This is a genomic window from Fibrobacter sp. UBA7003 (assembly GCA_002449765.1).
In the GTDB taxonomy this organism is placed as follows: domain Bacteria; phylum Fibrobacterota; class Fibrobacteria; order Fibrobacterales; family Fibrobacteraceae; genus Fibrobacter.
Genome location: DJXN01000013.1, coordinates 54,060 through 74,500 on the forward strand (window position 1 = coordinate 54,060; position 20,441 = coordinate 74,500).

15 protein-coding genes are annotated in these 20,441 nt (G+C 56.7%); 8 read left to right on the plus strand and 7 right to left on the minus strand.

The annotated features are described in order from the left end of the window. Nucleotides 1-99 precede the first annotated feature (99 nt). Nucleotides 100-1,179: an NAD-dependent epimerase/dehydratase family protein gene (locus B2952_RS09975; RefSeq protein ID WP_290736679.1), complete on the plus strand. Its 1,080-nt coding sequence runs from the start codon at nucleotides 100-102 to the stop codon at nucleotides 1,177-1,179. 12 nt (nucleotides 1,180-1,191) lie between these two features. Next, entirely contained in the window at nucleotides 1,192-2,106 is a 915-nt protein-coding gene (locus B2952_RS09980; RefSeq protein ID WP_173366363.1) for an ATP-grasp fold amidoligase family protein, read from the plus strand. A 3-nt stretch (nucleotides 2,107-2,109) separates the two neighbouring features. On the opposite strand, the gene B2952_RS09985 is transcribed toward B2952_RS09980, so the two are convergent. The 4 genes from B2952_RS09985 to B2952_RS10000 are packed head-to-tail and all read right to left on the minus strand — an operon-like array spanning nucleotide 2,110 to nucleotide 6,984. Continuing rightward, nucleotides 2,110-2,856 (minus strand): glycosyltransferase domain-containing protein, encoded by a 747-nt coding sequence (locus B2952_RS09985; protein ID WP_290736673.1) that lies wholly within the window; start codon nucleotides 2,854-2,856, stop codon nucleotides 2,110-2,112. Further along, nucleotides 2,849-4,159, minus strand: a complete 1,311-nt coding sequence (locus B2952_RS09990) for a CDP-glycerol glycerophosphotransferase family protein (RefSeq protein WP_290728668.1) — start codon at nucleotides 4,157-4,159, stop codon at nucleotides 2,849-2,851. The genes B2952_RS09985 and B2952_RS09990 overlap by 8 nt, the downstream gene beginning before the upstream one ends. Further along, nucleotides 4,160-4,885 (minus strand): IspD/TarI family cytidylyltransferase, encoded by a 726-nt coding sequence (locus B2952_RS09995; protein WP_173366360.1) that lies wholly within the window; start codon nucleotides 4,883-4,885, stop codon nucleotides 4,160-4,162. Between the two features lie 2 nt (nucleotides 4,886-4,887). Continuing rightward, nucleotides 4,888-6,984, minus strand: a complete 2,097-nt coding sequence (locus B2952_RS10000) for a polysaccharide biosynthesis tyrosine autokinase (protein ID WP_290728665.1) — start codon at nucleotides 6,982-6,984, stop codon at nucleotides 4,888-4,890. A gap of 65 nt (nucleotides 6,985-7,049) precedes the next feature. Between B2952_RS10000 and sppA the strand changes: the two genes are divergently transcribed. From sppA to rpsI, 4 genes are all read left to right on the plus strand, one after another. Beyond that, nucleotides 7,050-9,362 carry a signal peptide peptidase SppA gene (gene sppA / locus B2952_RS10005; RefSeq protein ID WP_290728663.1) on the plus strand — a complete coding sequence of 771 codons (2,313 nt, stop codon included), beginning with the start codon at nucleotides 7,050-7,052 and terminating at the stop codon, nucleotides 9,360-9,362. 15 nt (nucleotides 9,363-9,377) lie between these two features. Then, nucleotides 9,378-10,436 carry a hemolysin family protein gene (locus B2952_RS10010; RefSeq protein WP_290736670.1) on the plus strand — a complete coding sequence of 353 codons (1,059 nt, stop codon included), beginning with the start codon at nucleotides 9,378-9,380 and terminating at the stop codon, nucleotides 10,434-10,436. 190 nt (nucleotides 10,437-10,626) lie between these two features. After that, on the plus strand, nucleotides 10,627-11,055 hold the full coding sequence (rplM, locus tag B2952_RS10015; RefSeq protein WP_173380878.1) for a 50S ribosomal protein L13: 429 nt from the start codon (nucleotides 10,627-10,629) through the stop codon (nucleotides 11,053-11,055). Between the two features lie 23 nt (nucleotides 11,056-11,078). After that, nucleotides 11,079-11,483, plus strand: a complete 405-nt coding sequence (gene rpsI, locus B2952_RS10020) for a 30S ribosomal protein S9 (RefSeq protein WP_088636612.1) — start codon at nucleotides 11,079-11,081, stop codon at nucleotides 11,481-11,483. Between the two features lie 109 nt (nucleotides 11,484-11,592). Here the strand turns inward: rpsI and B2952_RS10025 are convergent, their stop codons facing one another. Together B2952_RS10025 and B2952_RS10030 are read right to left on the minus strand one after the other, a co-directional pair. Next, nucleotides 11,593-13,341 carry an LTA synthase family protein gene (locus B2952_RS10025; protein ID WP_290728659.1) on the minus strand — a complete coding sequence of 583 codons (1,749 nt, stop codon included), beginning with the start codon at nucleotides 13,339-13,341 and terminating at the stop codon, nucleotides 11,593-11,595. A gap of 18 nt (nucleotides 13,342-13,359) precedes the next feature. Further along, nucleotides 13,360-14,115, minus strand: a complete 756-nt coding sequence (locus B2952_RS10030; protein WP_173365218.1) for a flavodoxin family protein — start codon at nucleotides 14,113-14,115, stop codon at nucleotides 13,360-13,362. Between the two features lie 168 nt (nucleotides 14,116-14,283). Between B2952_RS10030 and sbcD the strand changes: the two genes are divergently transcribed. Both sbcD and B2952_RS10040 read left to right on the plus strand, forming a co-directional pair. Next, nucleotides 14,284-15,558, plus strand: coding sequence for an exonuclease subunit SbcD (sbcD, locus tag B2952_RS10035; RefSeq protein WP_290736666.1), 1,275 nt, complete (start codon nucleotides 14,284-14,286; stop codon nucleotides 15,556-15,558). A gap of 3 nt (nucleotides 15,559-15,561) precedes the next feature. Next, a complete protein-coding gene (locus B2952_RS10040) occupies nucleotides 15,562-18,678 on the plus strand; it encodes an SbcC/MukB-like Walker B domain-containing protein (protein ID WP_290736663.1) in 3,117 nt (1,038 codons plus the stop codon). An 18-nt stretch (nucleotides 18,679-18,696) separates the two neighbouring features. On the opposite strand, the gene B2952_RS10045 is transcribed toward B2952_RS10040, so the two are convergent. Further along, entirely contained in the window at nucleotides 18,697-20,433 is a 1,737-nt protein-coding gene (locus B2952_RS10045) for a nuclease-related domain-containing DEAD/DEAH box helicase (protein WP_290736660.1), read from the minus strand. Nucleotides 20,434-20,441: the final 8 nt, after the last annotated feature.

Genomic DNA, 20,441 nt, shown 5'->3' on the forward strand with positions numbered 1-20,441 from the left:
GCATATAATAATAGAATTTTCCGTGTCCGCAGGGCTCTTGTAAACGGGGGATAAATGCTATATTGTCCTTTTGAAATAAAGCAGGTGGGCCGATAGCTTATGACAGGAATTGAATCTTCTCGGGATAGCTTCTTGCAGGGAGATGTAGAACGCATCGCGAATTCTGCGTGCATCCCGTGGGACAAACTTGGCGGATGCTCCGTCCTCGTGACGGGCGCTACCGGCCTTATCGGCTCGCTTCTGGTGCGTGCGCTTGCCTGCCGTAATCGCCTGTTCAATCAGGATATCAGGATAAAGGCTCTCGCCCGCAACAGGGAGAAGGCTGAACGCGAATTCGAGAGTCTTGTTAATCGGCCCGGATTCGAGATTGTCAAAGGCGATGTGACCGCGCCCATTGAAGGTGCCGGCGATGTCGACTACATCATCCATACGGCGAGCGCGACAAGCTCGAAGTATTTCGTGACGAACCCCGTGGAAACCATCGCGACGGCAATCGACGGCACGCGCAACGTGTTGGAACTTGCACGCCGCAGCGAGGTGAAGGGATTCCTCTACCTCTCTTCGCTCGAAGTCTATGGCGTCCCGGCCGAAGGCCACGTGAAGATGCAAGAATCCGAGGCTGGCTACATCGACTCGATGAAGGTCCGCAGTTGCTACTCCGAAGGCAAGCGCATGGTAGAATGCCTCTGCGCCTCTTACGCCTCGGAATACGGCGTGCCTATAAAGGTCGTGCGCCTCTCGCAGACGTTCGGTGCGGGGGTCGCGTATGTGGACGGGCGCGTATTCGCACAGTTTGCCCGCAGCGCCATCGAAGGGACGGATATCGTTTTAAAGACGAAGGGCGAGACGCTCCGTAACTATTGCTACACGGCGGATGCGGTGACGGCGCTCCTGCTCGTGCTCGTGAATGGCTCGGTCGGGGAGGCCTACAACGTCGCGAACAAGGATACCGCGATTTCCATCGCCGACATGGCGCATCTCGTGTGCGACAAGTTCTCGGGCGGCAGGAGCAAGGTCGTGTTCGACATCGCGGAAGACGCCACAAAGCTCGGCTACAATCCCGTGGTGAAAATCTGCCTCGATACAACGAAGCTCGAAACCCTCGGCTGGAAGGCGGAATTCGGCCTGGAAGAGATGTTCCGGCGCACCATCGAAAGCATGAAACTGGAACGGGTGTAATACGGTTCGGCAATGTCCTCCCTAGTTGAAAAGATACGAAAGCGTCTTGACCGCAAGTTCCTGAAAATGGTCAAGGAAGACAGGCTCCATTGGCTGCCGGATAAGCTGTTCCTGTCCTGGATGTTCCGCATAAAGATGGGCTACAAGCTGAATTGGAAGAATCCGCGGACGCTCAACGAAAAACTGCAGTGGCTTAAGTTCTACAACAAAAATCCGCAATATACGGAAATGGTTGACAAGTACGGAGTCCGCGAATACGTCAAGAAGACCGTTGGCGAGGAGTACCTCATTCCGCTTCTCGGCGTATGGGATAAGTTCGACGATATCGATTTCGGTAAACTGCCGAAAGAATTTGTCTTGAAGTGTACACATGATTCTGGCGGCCTTGTCATCTGCCGCAACAAGGAAGAACTCGACAAGGCTGCAGCCCGGGAAAAGATTGGGAAGAGCCTCGCGCGGAATTATTACTACCGTTGGCGCGAATGGCCCTATAGGAATATCCGCCCGCGCATTATTGCGGAACAATTTATGGAAGACGACCTTCTGGGAGGGCTTCCGGATTACAAGTTTTTCTGCTTTGACGGACGCGTTGATTGCGTGATGGTCTGCGTAGATCGTCACCTGCACGATGTCAAGTTCTATTTTTTTGATCGCGACTGGAAATTCCTGAAACCGAACATCGAAACGCAAAACTTGCCCGATGATTTCACGATTCCAAAGCCTCCCTGCATTGACGAGATGTTCGGTATCGCTGCGAAACTTTCAAAAGGTCTCCCGTTTTCGCGAATAGATCTGTATTGTGTTTCTGGAAAAGTCTATTTTGGAGAAATCACGTTCTTCCCGGATAGTGGATACGATACGACTTTCTTGAAAGAAGCCGATTTGAAATGGGGCGACATGATTACGCTCCCGCCCAAGAGGCGCTAATCCCTATTTCTCGAAGCCGACCAGCTTGCGGTAGACAAATCGCCCGATACGGTTCAGGCTTTTTCCCCAGATGTTCTTTTCGCGCTTGTGCTGTTCCATGTAGAGCCACGGGCAGTTGCGCGCATTCTCGTTTTCGGGGAGCAGGTAGTCGAACGCGATTCCCGATTTCCAGAGCGTGTAGGGGTACGAAAGCTGGTCGCGGCGCGAATACGTGTTTATCATCTTCCACCACATGTCGCATTGCCTGCGTACCTTTTCGCTGTCGTGCCTGCGCAAGATGATGTTCGCCTCGAACATGCCGAAGCGCCTGGGCAGGCCTTCCTTGCGGATGAATCGCATCTCCTTCACGATGGTCGAAAACTTGTCGAGCCCGTAGGTGAATACCACATAGCCTTCGACGTAGCAGCAGTTCCTGAACGGGTGCTTCACGCCCGAAAGTTCTACGCCTGCATCGATCTTCTGCATCACGGCATTGTAGAAGTCGGCAGTCTCGATGCGGATGTTCGCGTCCATGTAGACGCTGTATTCGTAATCGGACAGCACTGTGTACGGGTGCATCTTCGGGTAGCGCGACTCGATCTGTTTCGAGGGAAATTCGCCTTCGAACTTGCGAACCTTCCAGATTCCGATGGTATCCTTCTCGATGTCGTTCGAGAAGCAGAAGTAGTCGAAGCGCTCGTCGATGACCTTGGGCTGTTCGAGCGTGTCGTATCCGCCGGTGAGAACCGTGTAGATGGCGACCTTAGCCATTGCCGCCTCCCGGAATTTCGTCATTCTGAATTTCGTTCAGGGGCGCAGAATTCCCCTTGATGAATTCGTTGATTACGGTCGCGATATCCTTTGCGGCATGCCCTGTCTCGTGCAGGCCGACCCTTTCCGTAAAGGCCTTCCATGTGGCGTTGTATTCTTCTGCGTTGAAGTTCCGCACACGTTCCAAAAGCTCATCGTTGTTCCTGCCGCAGGGGAAGGGAAGGTCCTCAAGTTCGTAATACACGCCGCGGTCCTGCCTGTAATCCTCGAAGTCGGTCGCGAACATGAAGCACGGCATTGCAAGCATCGCTGCGTCGAATATGCCGCTGGAGTAGTCCGAGAGCATCGCGTCGGTCGCCATGATGAGTTCCTGCATGTCGGGGTAGCGTGTCGCGTCGATAACCGAGCTGCCGTATATCTCGGCGACATCCTTCATGCTGTTCGCCATGACCGGATGCCAGCGGACAAGTATTTTCCATTCGCCGCCGAACCGTTCCTGGAGCGCGCCTTGCAGCTTGTCGAAATGGATGTCGAATGGCCCCCGGTCAAAACCTGCCTCGTTGAAGCTGTCGCGGAACGTGGGGGCGTACAGCAGGATTCTCGTGTCTTGCGGGATGCCGTAGAGGTCGCGGATCTTCTTTCGGAATGGCCCGCGTTCCTGGAACAGGGCGTCGTTTTTTGGGTATCCCGCCCTCCAGATTTTCCCGCGATAGTTGAATGCGCTGCGGTAGATCTTCGTGAGGTGCGTGGAGTTGGAAATGAACAGGTCGGCCAGTGCCGATGTCCTGTTGACCTCGCGAACGACTCGCTTCATCTCGCGGAACTTGGGCACGTCGAGGTCGAGTTTCTTGATGCCGAGCCCGCCGTGCCATGTCTCGATAACCAGCTGCCCCTTGCGCTTGCGGGCGTTGCCCGGGAACCGGTGCGTGTCGAGCCAGACTTTGGCCGTCGCGTATTCATAGGCGGTGCGCCAGTGAGCGAAGTGCGAAACGGCGCGCATGTATTGCGGTATGTCGTACTTGTACTTGAAATTGCGAATCCAGACAATCTTTACGCCGGGGTTAATCCGGTGCAGTTCTTCGAGCACGAACTGCGTGTTGTCGCCGTACTTTCGCCCCCAGAAAGTGGAGCCGACAATCTTGTCCTGGAGCGGGAGCAGCCTGCAGAGGTAATAGACAATGCCGGATGTCGTAAGCGAGATTCTGTCCGCTGCGTGGTGGATGGACTTGCGGAGCCCTAGCAGTCCTTTTATCAGGGGAAAGTTGGAGCTCCTGACGCTATTGCGGATAGCCTTGAGGGACATTTACTCGATTCCGTAAATCTGGGCGTCTTCCTTGACCTGGAGGATTGCGCGCATCGTGTAGAAATCGTCCGGGGTCGTAATCTTGATGTTCTCGTACGGGCCGTCGGTCATGTGGAGCTTGAATCCGTAGTGCTGCATCATGGTACACGAATCGATAAAGTCCTCTCGCCCTTCGGCGAGAGCCTTCTGATGCGCTCCGAGAATGTCGTCGAGCCAGAAACACTGCGGCGCCTTAGCTACCCTGGAATGCGCACGGTCGGGCACCAGCTTGATGGCTCCCTCGTCGTCGATTTCCACGATGGTTTCCTTCACGATTCCGCTCGTGATGGAGGTCCCGTATTTCTTCACGCATTCGATGTTCTTTGTCAGGAGTTCGCTGTTGATGAGCGGTCGCACGCCGTCGTGGATGAGCACGATGCTCTTCTCGTTTCCGGCGACTTCCTTTGCGGCGACAAGCCCGTTGTAGATGGAAAGCTGGCCGGTCTTTCCGCCCGGAACGACCTTCCTCACCTTGGTCAGGTGGTACTGTTCGACCAGCTTGCCAAAGTAGTCCATCCATTCGGCGACGCAGACCACGACCACGGCGTCGATTTCGGGATTCCGCTCGAAATGCTCGATGGTGTGGACCATGATGGGCCTGTCATGGATGCGCAGGAACTGCTTGGGCAATTCCTTGCTGTGCATCCTGGAGCCGACTCCGCCGGCGAAAATGAGCCCGATATTCATCGCTAGTATTTTCCGTACTTGTAGCCGTAACCGTCGCTATGGCCGTGTTCGTACTTGTTGATGACGAAGCTTGCGTGGGCGGTGCTGTTGCCCTTGAGCAGCTGGTTCATGCCGTCCTGGATGGCGTCGATGCTGTGCCTGTTGTACTCGATGACCATCACGATTTGCGATGCGACGCGGCAGGCGAGGGCGGCGTCGGTGACGAGCATGATAGGCGGCGTGTCGATGATGATGAGGTCGTAGTCGCTTTCCATCGACGAAATCAGGTTCGTGAAGTGGTTCGAGCCGAGGAGTTCGGAGGGGTTCGGGGGAACGTTTCCGCACTGCATGATGAAGAGGTTGTCCACTTCGGTCGGCTTCACGACATCGCTTGCCGTGGCTTCGCCCAGGAGGATCTGCGAAAGCCCGTTGCCGCGCTTGATGCCGAATTCCTTGTGCAGGCGGCCCTTGCGGAGGTCCGCGTCGATGAGGAGGACCTTCTTGCCGAGACCCGCATAGAGGGCGGCAAGGTTCACGGAGATAAAGCTCTTGCCCACGCCGGGGATAAGTCCGCTCACGCCGATGATGGGCTTGCTGCCTTCGCTCATCGAGAATTCAAGCGAACTGCGGAGGGCGCGTAGCGATTCCACGGCCACGTCGTCGGGTTCCACCACGGCGAGCGGGCGCGTGCCCTTGGTCCCGTTCGGGTTTCCTTTCGGGACCTTTGCGTAGACGCTGAACCCGGTCTCGCGTTCGATGAAGTGCGCATCGCGGACGCCGTTGCTGAGCTTGCTTTTCAGGAGGACGAGGGCCGCGCCGAATGCAAAGCCGATGACGAGGGCGATGAGCACGATAATCTTCTTGTTCGGCTTGGATGGCTTGTTTACCTGTTCCGCGAAGTCGATAATACGGACGGAACCCACTTCTCCGGCAGATACGAGTTTCAGCTGCTGGATGTTGTTGAGCATCGTCGTGTACAGGATCTTGCTCGTTTCCACTTCGTTCGTGAGCTTGAGAACTTCCTGCTGGGTGGCGGGGAGCTTCTTGGTCGCGCTGCTGTTAGCGGCAAGTTCACGCTTGAGCGTCGCTTCCTGCTCTTCGAGCGTCTTGATGGTCGGATGTTCCGGCTGGAAAAGCCTGATGGCGCTCTGCTTCTTCTGCTGGAGCGCGAGCAGGTCCTGCTGCAACTTGGTCCTGTTCTCGAGAACGAGGCGTGTTTCCGCGTTGATATCGACGGAGCCGACCTTGTTCCTGTAGGTATTGAACTTCAGGAGCGAACTGTCCATCTGTGCCTTGACTTCGGGCAACTGCTTTTCCAGGAATTCGAGCGTCTTCTGTGCTTCGGCGTTCCTCTGTTCCACGTTCTGCCGCAGGTAGGTCGTGGCGATTTCGTTCAGGATGGTGGTCGCGCGGTCAGGGTAGATATCCTGGTAGCTGAATTCCAGGATGCCGGTCTTCTTGCCTTTTTCCTTGACGGAGAAGGCTCCCTTGAATGAACCGATGGCATTCAGGCGACTTTTCTTGGTGATGGCGAACTTCTGGCCCGGCTGGACTTCCATCGAATAGACGCTGAAGGAGACGGTGTCGCCCGCGTAGGGAGTCCTGTAGGTCTGCCCGGGAGTTCCCGTCAGGACCTTCTTTCCATTGTGGTCGAGAAGGTCGAAGGTCACGCTGTCCTTTGCCACGGCGAACCAGGGCTTGCCCATTTCTTCGGCGGGGAGCTTGCTCCAGGGGACTTCGAACTGGTGCACTTCCATCCTGCCTTCACGGTGGAGCAGCCTGTCGAGCTTGTTCAGCGGTTCCGCGTCATACTGCAGGTGCATCTTCTCGACGGCTTCGCCGATAATCTGGCGGCTCATGATGAGCTCGATTTCCGTCTCTGCCGGGCTGGCTGTCGCGAAAAGGCTCCCGAGTCCGGCCATCATTCCCATGTTCTTGTTGTTTTTCGTCTCGATCTGTAAAAGGGCGTCGACCTTATAGACGGGGCGGATCCACAATGCGACGAATACACCGACAACTCCTGCGATGAATAGGCAGGGGAGGAGTATTTTCCAGTTTTTCACCATGTCCTTGAAAAATTCGACGTAGTCCGAATCTTCTTTTTTCTTTGATGACGCCATGATACAACCGTTAATTTTTAGATAGTTATAATTATGAATATAGAAAAATTGCTAAAATAAAAGCGATGAAGAAATTCCTTGCACTGTTTTTCGCCTTTGCGGCGCTTTCTTTTGCTTACATCCCCGGCGAATCGGGCTTTGTGTCGCTTGAATACGAACACGGCATCTTCGGGAACCCCGCCGGTGTTTCCTCGTTCGATTCGAGGGGAGCCCTGCTCGACTACCAATACGACAACGGGATTTCGGCATTCCGCGTCGGGGGAAACCTCGAACGGCTCGCTGTCGGATTTGATTACCGCACCGATGGAGAAGGCTTTGACGAATCGCGATGGAACGCCGCGTTTTCGTTCCCGATGTTTAGCCGCATGCTCTTTTCCGGATCGCGCGTGACCGCGCTCCGCAGCGCCGATTTCGAAGGCACGGAGTGGACTTTTACGCAGGGGTTCCTGCTCCGTCCGCTACGGTTCTTCTCGCTGGGATATTCCTGCGAGAACCTGCTCTATCTGGGGCCGCAGTCGCAGGAACGCATCCACAACCTGGGCGCGACTATCCGCCTTGGAAGTCATTTCTCCGTGAGCTACGACTGGGAAAACTGGGAAAGCCACCGCCTGCTCCTGGAACTCGGAATATACGGTTTCCGTTTCGGTTTCCGGATGCCCCTCTATGGCGATGACGAATGGAAACTGACGGTTGCCACGTCGCTTGGCGGCTACAACGATTTTGCGCTCACCTTCTTCGACGACATGCTCCCGAAACGCGGGGCGTGGGGCTACCATTCCGCAAGGAACCCGAAGGCGTCGCGCTTTGCGCAGGTCGTGCGCGTTCCCCTCAATACCGACGTGGTGGAAAAGAGCGAAGCCATACCGTTTATCGGGAGCCGCGACATCGGACTTTCCAAGGTGCGTAATTTGTTCAAACACCTGATGCTCGACCCGGCTGCTGGTCTCGTGATTCTCGACTTTTCGGGCTACCGCGGGAACCTGGGGGTCTCGAGTGAAATCTATGGTTACGTCATGAGACTCAAGGCCCGTGGCACGAAGGTGGTCGCCTATGTCGATGATATTCGTTTGTCTGTGCTCGTGGCTGCGGCGTCGGTCGACCGCATTGTTGCAGAACCTTCGGCGCACCTGACCTGGCGCGGTCTCGGCGGGAATACGCTTTTTTACAAGGGCCTCCTCGACAAGCTGGGCGTGAAGGTGGAGTTCCTCAAGCATGGTGACTACAAGTCGGCGGTGGAACCCTACGTGGCCGATTCCATGTCTGCGGAAGCCCGCGAGAACAGGACCGTACTCTACAAGGACCTTTGGGACTTCACCTCCATGCTGGTTGCGGGCCGCAAGTCGAACAATGCCCATGATGCCTACGCGACGAAGAAACCGCTCGATTCTCTCGCCTCGATTCCGGTAATCTCCGCTTCGGCGGCGAAAAAGGCCGGCCTCGTGGATACGCTCCTCTACATCGACCAGGTCCCCGCCTACGCGCTCAAGACTTTCTTCGATGTCGATGCCCCGCAGGCGCGCTACAGGGACTGGAACCCGACATCCAGGAAGATCTTTACCGAAAGCTGGTCGCGCCGCTCGAAAATCGCGCTCCTGAATATCGACGGCACCATCGATTCCCGCATGGAAGCAGAAGTCTCGGCGGCGCTCAACCGCCTGCCCGGCGTGGCCGACGCGCTTGTGCTCCGCATCTCTTCCCCGGGTGGGAGCGCACTTGCGTCCGACAAAATCTGGGCCGCCCTCGAAGCCGTGAAGGCCCGCGGGATTCCCGTGGTCGCAAGCATCGGCAGTGTCGGGGCTTCGGGCGCCTACTATATCGCTTGCGGTGCGGACGCGATTTTCGCGGAGCCGTTTTCCATTGTCGGGAGCATCGGCATCTACGGCGGGAAGATCGACGCTTCCGGGCTCATGAGCAAGCTTGGCCTGAAGGCGGAAACGGTCAAGACGCACGAGCATGCCGATGCCGAAACCTTCACGCGCTCGTGGACGGACGACGAGAGGAAGGCCCTCCAGGATTACATGGACGAGTTTTACGCAAGGTTCGTGGGCGTCGTCTCGAAGGCGACCGGGATTGCCGACGCAACTGTCGATAGCGCCTATGGTGGTGGCCGCGTGTTTGTCGGCTGGAAGGCTCACAAATACGGCCTCGTGCAGGGAATCGGAGGCATCGAAAATGCCATCGAAGAAGCCCGTAGGCTCGCAGGAATTAGCGAGCGCTCCGAAATAGAGCTTGTTTCGCTTTCGACCGGGAAATCGGACATCGTGCCGGACGTCTCCGCGAAGGCTCTCCTCGAAACGCTTTCGGACCTGGATCGTGTGCAGTTCTGGGCGGTTGATCCTGCGCTCTTGGAACAATCGCTGTTGGGAGGGGGCCTCTAGCCGCCGGACGCGAATATGCTAGCCATTGTCGTTACAGTCCTCTGTTGCCTTGCCGCCTCGGCGTTCTGTTCCGTGACGGAAGCTTCTTTCTATAGTGTGCCGCCCGCGACGGTCGAGTTCCTGCAGAAGAACAAGAAGTTTACGGCCAGGTACCTCACGCATGTTAAGGAAAACATCGACCGCTACATCGCCTCGGTGCTTATCGTGAACACTGTCGCGAATACGGTGGGAGCCTCGCTTGCGACGGCGCTCGCGGTAAAACGGCTTTCCCCGACGGGTGCCATGGCACTCCCGATTGTCCTCACGATTCTCATCCTGCTTTTTGGCGAAATCACTCCCAAGACGCTCGGCGTAAAGCAGGCGAAGACGTTCGCCCCGCTTGTCGCGGTGCCGTTCTACTACATTACGAAGATTCTCGGGTGGACGGGGCTCATCTGGCTGTGCCTTACGCTCACCAAGCACTGGACGCACGAGGACGAGGAGAAGAAGGACGTGAGCGTCGAGGACATCAACAGCCTCGTGAGTCTCGGGCTCCGCGAAGATGTCATCGACCGCCAGCAGGCATCCGTTATCAAGAATATCCTGTCGCTCAAGTCCGTGCCCGCGCGCAAGGTGATGACGCCCCGCCAGGTGGTGTTCAGCCTCCCTGCCGACAAGACCATCGGCGAGACGCTCGACGAGCGCGGCAACTGGCCTTTCTCCCGCATCCCGCTCCATGGCGAAAAGAAGGACGAGTGGATCGGGATCGTGCTCAGGCGCGATGCCTACAACCAGCTTGCCGAGGGAAACCGCGACGTGAAGCTCCGCAAGCTCATGCGTCCCTTGCAGCTCATTCCCGACAGCGTCATGCTCGACAAGCTCTTGCTCCGGTTCTTGAAGCAGCGCGGACACATGGTGGGCGTGGTGGACGAGTTCGGCGCCATCGCGGGTATCGTGAGTCTCGAGGACGTGCTCGAAGAAATCCTCGGCCGCGAAATCGTGGACGAGTACGACGAATCCGTGAACCTGCAGGAGACCGCCCGCCGCCGGAGCAAGGCCCTGGCGTTCATCCGCAAGAACCGCCCTAAGAAATGACGTTTTTTTGTAAAATGTTGATATAATTCTACTAATTCATGCAATTAGTAGAATAAAAATTGCCGATTTTACGGACTTTTCTTGAAAAATTCGATTTTTTACCCTTGATTCCCTTGCCGAATCCATCTATATTTGTCTTGCTTTTCCTGGGCGCCGATGTCCGGGAATCTAATTCACCTAGAGGATTTACATGAAGACCATTACGGTAAACCCGAAGTCCGTCACCCGCAAGTGGAAGCTTGTGGATGCCGCTGACAAGCCGATGGGACGCGTTGCAAGCGAAGTTGCTCGCCTCCTCATGGGCAAGCATAAGGCCATCTATTCCCCGAACGTCGACACTGGTGACTTCGTTGTTGTCATCAACGCCGGCAAGGTTGCCGTTTCCGGCAACAAGAACCTGCAGAAGGAATACTTCCACCACACCGGTCACATCGCCGGCGAACGCTGGATCAACTTTGCCGACCTCATGGCTAAGGATCCGACCGCCCCGCTGACCGCTGCCATCTGGGGTATGCTCCCTCACAGCGCTCTTGGCCACAAGATGGTTAAGAAACTCAAAATCTATGCCGGCGCCGAACATCCGCACGCTGCGCAGAACCCCGAAGTCGTTGACTTCTAATCTTTAGAACGGAGGATACCTCTATCGCTACCGCAAAGAACAAGAAGATCTACCGTGGCACGGGCCGCCGCAAGAACGCCATCGCCGCTGTGATCCTGAAGCCGGGTACCGGCAAGCGCACTATCAATGGTCGTGATTTCAAGGATTACTTCCATTCCGAAGTGCAGAACATGATTGCCAACCTTCCGTTCGCCATCCTCGGCAACGCGGAAGAATGGGACGTCGAAGTCACCGCTCGCGGCGGTGGAATCGCCGGCCAGATGGGCGCTGTCCGTCTTGGCATTTCTCGCGCTCTCGTCGCCAACGACGCCGAAGTGAAGCCCGCCCTCAAGAAGGAAGGCCTCATGACTCGTGACGCCCGTGCCGTTGAACGTAAGAAGTTCGGCCGCAAGAAGGCCCGTAAGCACTTCCAGTTCAGCAAGCGCTAATCTGCGAAATCGCTTTTACGGAAAACCCTGGCATCTGCCAGGGTTTTTCTTTTTGCACACCGCAGGTGTGCGCGAGGCAGGCTTTGCTTGCCGAAGTTCTTTATTATAGTTATTCCAGGACGAACCGCTTGAAGAACTTGGGATCGTGGGCAAGAGCCTGGAGTTCCTTTTCGAGCGAATCCGCGCCGAAGATTTCGAGCAGGGTCTTCTCTTCCGAGTACAGCGATACTCCCAGCCCGAACCGGTGCTCGGCGATGTCAAAGCCCATGGCCTCGAGTATTGTCGGCGCGATGTCGATGGAGGTGAACTGCCTGCGCCTGGTTTCGGGATTCTTGGTCGGGTTTATCAGGATGGTGACCCAACCGCGATTTTCTTCACGCGCATGGGCGAGGAACTTCCCGGGAAAATTATTCATGAAGAGGTGGTCGCCGACGATGACGATAAGCGTGTTTTCGGCGAAGTCCTGCTTCTGGCACCATTCCACGAATTCGTTCACCTCGCGCGAGGAACAGCGCAGGGTCGCCTTGTAGTAGTCCTCGTCCGAACTCGAGGCGGGCTTCTCGAGGCAATTTGGGTCGTAGAATCCGTAGGGGAAGTGCGTGCTGATGGTCGGGATGGAAACCGAGAATGGCTTGCCGTTTTTCGATATGGAATCGATATAGTTTTTGGATGCGGTGAAGAGGCTGTTATCTGTGAGCCCGGCATCGAAGGAATGGATGTTCTTCAGTTTTTCGTCTACTTCTTGCTTGGTTCCTTGCAGAGTCCTTACGTCGTAGATGCGGTCTATGCCGTGCTGCTCCAGGAACCAGTTGAACATGGTGAACCTGGAATCCGTACCCATGATGAAGTAGTTCTCGTAGCCGTAGCGGCGCAGGGTTTCCCAGATGCTTCTCGCCCCGGGAACGAACTTGTTGTTGAGGCGCAGGCGCGACAGCAGCGGGATGCCGGTCGCCTTGGAGAATGTTCCGGTAATGGTCATGTACGAACCCAGCATGTCGTGTCCGCCGCCGAACCTGTCGGAATGCGAGAAGCCCGTGTTCTTTTCGAAGAGCTGGGTGATTTCGGGAATGTAGTTCGTTGCCGCCTCGCCGCCGCTTGCCGTGTCCGCGAACGTATTTTCCATGGATTCCATCAAAATCCAGATGAGGTTGCGCGGTTTTTCGGGCGAGGTTATGTGCAGGGAATCGGCGTCCACGAAATATTTTTCCAGGAGGTCGCTTTCCGTGACTGCGGTCTCGTTCTGGATGGCTTCGATATACTTGGAGACGGGAATCTTGTTGATGAAGGATGCGAGGAAAACAATGGCGCCGGCGGAGGTCAGCACTGCGCATGTAATCCTGGGCTTCTTGAAAATGGAACAGATTTCGCCGAAGAAGTAGGAAAGTGCCGCGGTCATGAGGACGATGGGCAGCAGGACGCGCAGTAGGTAGCTCTTGATGAAAATGACGGTGAAGCCGTCAAGGGGAAGGTTGAGTGTGGTAATGACCGACTCCACGTCGTTTACCGGGAACGTGCGCAATGTCCAGATGGCCGAAACGCGGATGAACAGGATTGTAAATAGTGCAACCGGGAACGCGAACGACCACTTGCATGAGGGCTGCGCACCGGTTTTTTTGAAGGTGACGAACTTCCATGCGAATATGGCGCCCCAGAGGATTGCTGCGAACAGCACGTGCTTTGTCGAGGGGGGCGGGTTCCCGGTGAAGTACGACATTACCCAGGTAAGCGCAAGCATCTCGGCGCAAACGCGGATACTGTTGAATGCAGTCTGCCTGCGGGTTTCCAACCTGTAGAACAGCTTGCCGCGGAGCAGCACGAAAAAGAGCGAAACGCAGATATAGGCGGCAATCAGTTTCATCGCTAAAAACCAGAGTTTCTAGAAGTTGTCCGGGCGGTCGAACATGTGCGTGACGAACTCGGTCACGAGCGTCACGTAGGCATCGTCGCTGAAGATGGGCTTCTGCATCAGGTCGATTGCTTCCTGCGAGAGTTTGCCGGTAGTTGCAAGTTCTGCGCCGCCCTTGCGGTACTTTTCACGAAGCATGTTGAGGCGGCGCGGGCCACCGCGGTGGTCGAGTGCGCGCATCTGCGGGCAGGCGATGAGCGTGTATCCCTCGTGCCCGAGAATGATGTCGAACTGTTTGCGGATGGGCTCGTAAACCACGTCGATGTCCATCCAGGCGCAGCTCGAAAGCAGGATGATTTTCTGGCCTTCTTTCTGGAACTGGAGCCCATGCAGGTGCGAGTTGAGTGCGTTCGCGCCATCCTTGAGCTTCTGGCCCATGTAGGGGTGGACCATGCCCACGATGCGGTCCATCAGGACCTTCATCTGCCCGGGGATGCTGAACAGGAACAGCGGGAAACTCCAGATGACGATATCCGAGTTGATGAGCTTCTCGCGCACCATCGGGATGTCGTCGTCCTTGATGAAACAGCTTCCGTCGGGGCGGCCCCAGCAGCTGAGGCACCCGCGGCAGGGCTTGATGTTCAGGCGGTCGATGAAGAGGTACTCGGTTTCGTAGTCGCCGTTCTCTTCGAGCCCCTGCACGAACGCTTTCGTGGGGATAAGCGTCCCGCTGCGTTCGTTCTTCGGGCTTGCGACCATTACGAGTATCTTCTTCTTTTCTGCCATGCGCCCAAATTTAGAAAAAAACAGCAAGGAGAAGATTGTATGCTCAGGTTCCCGAGTGTTTTTTAGAGGTTTGAAAAAAAGCAAAAGTCATTTGACATTTTATGACATCCTGACGATACTATATTTGAAGTGATAAAGAACTCCGGCTCCGGGCCGGAAAGGAAGAACATGAAGTTCATACACACAGCCGACTGGCACCTGGGCAATTCGATGCACGACATCGACCGCCAAAAAGAAACCGAGCTGTTCCTCGCCTGGCTCAAGGAACGCGTCGTGGAACTCGGGGCGCAGTGCCTTGTGGTGGCGGGGGACATCTTCGATACCACCAACCCGCCCGTCGAGGCGCGCAGGCAGTATTTCCGGTTTCTCGCCTCCCTGCTCGAAACGGACTGCAAGAACATCGTCCTCATCGGCGGGAACCACGACTCGGGCGCACTGCTCGACGCCCCGCGCGACCTGCTCGACGCCATCAATATCCAGATGGTAGGCTCCCTCGGGGAACGCCCCGTAGAAGAACTTGTGAAGGAACTTACGGATGCCAGCGGGAACGTCGTGGGCATCAGCGCCGCAGTCCCGTATGTACGCGAAACGGAACTGCGCCGTTTCAAGCCCGAAGACGCAGTGGATTTCGCCCAGAGTACATACAGCGGGCTCTACAGCGTCGTTTACGAGGCCGCCGAAAAGCTGCGCGCCGGCCGCGACATCCCCATCGTGGCAACGGGCCACCTGTACGCCTCCAGGCTGGAAGGCCGCCCCGAAAACGACGAGGGCAGGGACGCGAAGGAACACGGCATGCGCGATATTGTCGGGAACCTCGGGACAATCCCCGTCTCCGTTTTCCCGGAAGGCCTCGACTACGTGGCCCTCGGGCATATCCACTACACCACCATGGTGGCACAAAATCCGAAGGTGCGATACTCGGGTTCGCCGTTCGTGCTCGGGTTCGACGAGGCAAACATCCCGCACCATATCCTCTGTGTCGACCTGCAGAAGGGCGCAGAACCCGCCGTGCAGAAAATCGAGACCCCACAGTACTTCAAGTTCCTGCGCGTATCGGGCTCTGTCGCGGATATCGTCATGCAGCTGAACCAGCTGAAAAATGCGCCCGCAGAAAAGCCCCTGAAGGTCGAAGTCGTGTACGACTACGCTCCGGGCGTGAGCATCAACGAGGCGCTCGAATCCGTGCTGGAAGGCGCCCCGTTCGAGGTCGTGAGCAAGAAGGTGAAACGCGCCGACACCCTTGCGGCGGACGCCTTCTCGGACGATACGCTCGAATCGGTCGACGTCCTTACCGACGAGGAAGTGTTCAAGCGTCTCGTGATGAGCAGGATGGGTGCGCCCGAAATGGACGAAAGTATCCAGAAGGCCCTCGATGAATACCTCCCGCTCTTCAGGCAAGTGGTCGAAGAAGTCAACAACGAAACCGGCAGCGAGGAGGTCTAGTACATGAAGATTCTGAAAGTCGAATTCGAAAATATCAACAGTCTCGCCGGCAAGTGGTGCATCGACTTTACCGACCCCTCCTACAGCGAACTGGACCACAGCCTTTTCGTCATCAGCGGAAAGACGGGCATGGGCAAGACGAGCATTCTCGATGCCATCACGATTGCCCTCTACGGCGCCACCCCGCGCCAGGGTGTAATCTACAACGGCAATGATGGTAATGCCGTCATGACATCGGACAAGGGCACCTGTTTCGCCCGCGTCACGTACCGCTGCCGCAAGGGCACCTACGTGTCGGAATGGAACCAGCGCCGCGCCCGCGACAAGGCTGATGGCAACCTGCAGCCCGCCCATGGAAAAGTCTGGTCTATCGACAGTCCGGAAAACCCGGTTTTTGACGGCAATACCGGCAAGAACGGCGAATTGGGCAAGGCGAATGCCGAAGTTATCCAGCTGGACTACTCGCAGTTCTGCCGTTCCATCATGCTCGCGCAGGGCGAATTCAGCAAGTTCCTCACCAGCGACGAAAGAGAACGCGCCGACATCCTCGAAAAACTGAACGGCACCGAAAAGTACCGCCGCATCGGAAAGAAGGTGGGTGACCACAGGCGCGAGGCGAAAGCGGCAAAGGACACTTCGCAGGCGGCATTCGATGCGTTGAACAACACCATGCTCAAGGCCGAGGACATCGAGAAGGACAAAGCCCTGCTTGCAGAAGTCGCGGACAAGGAAAAGGCCCTCACGGACAAGAAGAAGGATCTCGAAGCCCGTATCGCCTGGCGCAACTCGATGAACGAAAGCACCCGCAGCCTGGAAAGCGCAGAAACCGAACTTGCAAAAGCGAACAAGGACAAGAGCGAATTCGCCGGCAACGAGAAGCGGCTTGCAGATGCCGAGAAGGCCCGCGAATGCGCGACGCTGCATACGGAACTGCAAGGTCTTCGCAAGCACGAGGCTTCCGACAAGGCGAAACTCGAAAATTTCCAGAAGCAGCTCCCGCAGGTGGCAAGCGACCTGAAAACCGCGGGCGATAACAAGGCCATCGCCGAAAAGGAGAAGACGGCCACCGAGCAGTTTATCGCCGAAAACGAAGCGCTCTGGAACGAAATCCGCAAACTCGACCAGAACGTGAAAAACGCGACAAGCGTGAAGGCCGAAGCCGAAAACCGCAAGGCCACCGCCGCACAGTCTCTCTCCGAAGCAGAAGCGGAACTGAAAAAGGCGCAGGATGCCATCAAGTCGCTCGAACCGCAGGTCGAATCCCTCGCACAGACCCAGGAAGCGAACGCGAAGGACGCGGAACTCGCAGGAATTATCCCGCAGAGCGAAACGCTTGTCGCAAGCATCCGCGGGTTCGACAAGAAAATCGCCGACGAGGAGAAGGCGAAAAAGGTCGCCGCAGAAGACTTGAAAAAGGCAGAAGAAGGTCTCAATGACGCAAACGCGCTCAAACAGGAACTTCTCGAACAGCAGAACGAACTGTTCCGGAACGATATCCTCGCGCTCGCCAACGTCATCCAGAACCACCTGGAAGAGGGCAAGGCATGCCCGGTATGCGGTTCTACGGAACATCCCGCCTGCGGACACTCGGAGGAAACGGAAGCCGACAAATCCCGCGTGCGCAACACCGCCGAAAAGATTCGCGAACTGAACACGAAGATGCTGGACGTGGATACAAAACTCGGGAAGTACGAAAATGCCCGGAGCCGCGCGTTGACCGCCGGGAATGCGACAAACGAAAACATCGAATCGCTGACCGGCCAGAAAAACGAGGCGAGCGAAAAGGTGGCGGAACTTTGGAAGCCCTGGGCTGAATTTGACCTTACAAACGCGGACAGCACCCTTGCCGACCTGAAATTGCGCCTGCAGCAGTTCACCGCAAACAAGACCAAGTTTGATAAACTTTCGAATGATCTTGCCATCGCCCGCAACAACGTGGAACTGTACGGCAAGAAGGTCCAGCATGAACAGGACCATCTCGAAAAGGAAACCGCAAACCTCGATGATGTCTCCCGCAAGCTGGATGAACTCCGCAGTTCCCGCAACGAGAAGTTTGGCGACAAGGACGTGGAAGCCGTCGCGAAGGATGCAACTGCCAGCAAGACCGCAGCCGCCAACAAGTACGACGCTGCCGATACGGCGTTCCGCAATATCGAAAACAGGCACAATGAACTCAATACGCAGATTTTGGCGCTCAAGGGTTCCCTTGAAAAGACCGCGGGCGACATCAAGACCGCAACCGAAAAGTTCGTGAACGCAATCGCCGCGAAGGGTTTCGCCGACGAAGCTGCCTTCCAGGCCGCATTGCTGCAAGAAGCCGAATTCACGAAGTTGCAGAACGAAAAGAAGCGCATCGACGCTGCCATCGCTACCGCAACCGGCAAGAAGCAGGCGGCAACCGGGACCCTCGAAAAACTGAAGGCGGAACGCTCCGACGAGATGCCCCTGCAGGCCCTTACCGAGGGGAAAGTTGCCGTCGAAAAGGAACTCGGCGAACTGCAAGGCTCATCGGGTGCCGCACGCGCCCGCGTGAAAGCCTATACAGAAAACGTCGCCCAGTTGCAGATTCTGCAGAAGGATCTCGACGCAAAGAAGGCGGAACTTTCCCGCTGGGACGCGATGGGTGAATGGTTCGGCGTAATGGACGGCAGCGACTTCGCCACTTTCGTGCAGGGGCTAACCTTCAAGTCGCTCCTGAAGCTCGCCAACAAGCACCTGGCGATTGTCAAGGACCGCTTCAGGCTTGTCGCCGAAGGAAACCTCGGCTTCAAGGTGGTCGATTCGGAATTCGACAGTGCCCGCCGTATCTCGAACCTCTCCGGTGGCGAAAAGTTCCTGGTGAGTCTCTCGCTTGCCCTCGGGATTGCCGACTTCGCAAGCCGCAACGTGCGCGTGGAATCGCTCTTCATGGACGAAGGCTTCGGCACGCTGGACGACGTCACCCTGGAAGACGTGATGAGCTGCCTCCGCTGCCAGCAACGCGAAGGAAAGATGCTCGGAATCATCACCCACGTGGAATCGGTGGTGAACAGCATCAACCAGAAAATCATGCTGGAACGCAGTACCAGCCAGAAGGGCCACAGCACGATAACCGGCCCCGGCGTCACGCGGGTGGCGTAACGGAGCCTGCGCTGGCGCCTATATCCTGTGCCTTTGCCGGAACACGACCAGGTGCTCCTTGGCCCTTGTCGCTCCGACCAGGATCAGGTGTGCGTTGCTGTGGGGGTATCCCGGGCCGTTCTTGGAGGGTTTCAGGTCCGTCAGGATAACCACGCGCTTGTCGAGTCCCTTGTAGCGGTAGGCCGATACGATGTTGATGACGGCCCCGTTCAGGGAATCGCTGATGTCGCTCCATCGGAAAGTGTCGTTGTTCAGGGAGGCAAGTCCTGAATTCCTGCGGCTGCGTAGCGAGACGACGAGGATGTCCTCGAAGGTTACTCCCTTCTTGTGGAGCCGCTCGATTTCCTTGAGCAGCAGTTCCTCTTGTTCCTTGGGCTCGGTGTATGTCCGCACATCCACGGGCCGCCCTTCCGGGGTGTTCTCGTAGCACGGGATCCTGATGTCGGTTGTGTCGTGGACCCATTCCAGGATTCGCTTGGTGCAGCGGAAACCGCGCTTGAGTACCATCACGGGCATTGCGCCGATGGTCCTGTTTCCCAGCACGTCCCGGTCCTTGTAGATGGTCTGGTTCGGGTCGTAGAAAAAGCGGACGGTTCCCTTTTGCGGATCCTTCAGGAGTTGCAGGACCGAATCGAGCCACCTGTTCTCGAAATCCTGCCCCTCGTCGATGACGAGCGCGTCAAAGAACAGGTTCTTCTTTTTGTCCCGGAGAGTCTTTAGCGCACCGGGCAGGCTTGCGACGACGGCGTCGTAATATTCCGATTTGGCGGCATCGTCTTCCGGTTCGCGGCGGGGGACTCCCGCTACCTTTGCGATGCGTGCGTACTTGGCGGCCAGCTTGTGGAAACTTGTCGCCACGGCCTGGCTCTCGTCGAGTCCCAGGTTCTTGAAGTTCTGCCGCATCTGTTCTGCCAGCAGGTCGTTGTAGCAGAGCACGGCGACGCGCTTTCCTTCGCGTGCGAGGCGGCGGGTTTCCCATTGCACCAGCAGGGACTTGCCCGATCCGGCGACCCCTTCGATCTGCATGCGCGGATTGCGGGTGATGGATTCCATCAGCATTTCCTGGAAGGCGGTGGGTGCCACGCGGGCCCTGGATTCCATTTCCCAGAGTTCGGGCCAGCTGGGTTCGTCGAAGCAGCCCAAAAAACTGATAAGCCTGTCATAGTCTTCGTCGCTCAGCTCGTCGTTCGGGAAGGGCTTTCCGCCATATGACAGTTCCCCTGTCTCGAGAATCTTCCTAATCTTGCGTTCGAGGGTGTTGTAGCTCTTGATGTCGGACTTTAAAATGGCGTGCCGGGGCTGCAGCGCGTTGTTGCCGATCCTTCCCGTGCTGTCCATGTCGGGGAAGCATACCGCCCACTGCACGCGGATCCTGTTGTACTGGTGGCCGGCCTTGGGGAACATCTCGCTGAAGTAGTCGTGGAGCGGATGGGTGCTTGCCTTGATTTGTTCGATGGGGGAGCGCTCCATGATGCGGTTCCCCTGTTTCCAGATGACCCCCTTTTCGGTGCCTTGGGCTCCCTCCGTGGATATGTGCCCGTCCTTGCATTCGATCAGGAGCATCCCGTATTTCCGGTGGTACAGTATGCAGTCCACCTCGTGGTCTATGCTCGTGCCGCTCTTCTTGACGGCGAAGTTCAGTTGGACGTTCATCCAGACATCCCAGGCGTCATTCAGGCAGACGGCGGTGTCGAAGAGGGTTTGTTCCGAACGGGACGTGGAATTCGAGGAAATTCTTTTGCGGATAGTGGACATTTTGGGGT

Bases quoted from the DNA above. Each gene is read 5' to 3' on its own strand.
- B2952_RS09975 (WP_290736679.1), top strand. From the start codon at position 100: ATGACAGGAATTGAATCTTCTCGGGATAGCTTCTTGCAGGGAGATGTA.
- B2952_RS09980 (WP_173366363.1), top strand. From the start codon at position 1,192: ATGTCCTCCCTAGTTGAAAAGATACGAAAGCGTCTTGACCGCAAGTTC.
- B2952_RS09985 (WP_290736673.1), bottom strand. From the start codon at position 2,856: ATGGCTAAGGTCGCCATCTACACGGTTCTCACCGGCGGATACGACACG.
- B2952_RS09990 (WP_290728668.1), bottom strand. From the start codon at position 4,159: ATGTCCCTCAAGGCTATCCGCAATAGCGTCAGGAGCTCCAACTTTCCC.
- B2952_RS09995 (WP_173366360.1), bottom strand. From the start codon at position 4,885: ATGAATATCGGGCTCATTTTCGCCGGCGGAGTCGGCTCCAGGATGCAC.
- B2952_RS10000 (WP_290728665.1), bottom strand. From the start codon at position 6,984: ATGGCGTCATCAAAGAAAAAAGAAGATTCGGACTACGTCGAATTTTTC.
- sppA (WP_290728663.1), top strand. From the start codon at position 7,050: ATGAAGAAATTCCTTGCACTGTTTTTCGCCTTTGCGGCGCTTTCTTTT.
- B2952_RS10010 (WP_290736670.1), top strand. From the start codon at position 9,378: ATGCTAGCCATTGTCGTTACAGTCCTCTGTTGCCTTGCCGCCTCGGCG.
- rplM (WP_173380878.1), top strand. From the start codon at position 10,627: ATGAAGACCATTACGGTAAACCCGAAGTCCGTCACCCGCAAGTGGAAG.
- B2952_RS10025 (WP_290728659.1), bottom strand. From the start codon at position 13,341: ATGAAACTGATTGCCGCCTATATCTGCGTTTCGCTCTTTTTCGTGCTG.
- B2952_RS10030 (WP_173365218.1), bottom strand. From the start codon at position 14,115: ATGGCAGAAAAGAAGAAGATACTCGTAATGGTCGCAAGCCCGAAGAAC.
- sbcD (WP_290736666.1), top strand. From the start codon at position 14,284: ATGAAGTTCATACACACAGCCGACTGGCACCTGGGCAATTCGATGCAC.
- B2952_RS10040 (WP_290736663.1), top strand. From the start codon at position 15,562: ATGAAGATTCTGAAAGTCGAATTCGAAAATATCAACAGTCTCGCCGGC.
- B2952_RS10045 (WP_290736660.1), bottom strand. From the start codon at position 20,433: ATGTCCACTATCCGCAAAAGAATTTCCTCGAATTCCACGTCCCGTTCG.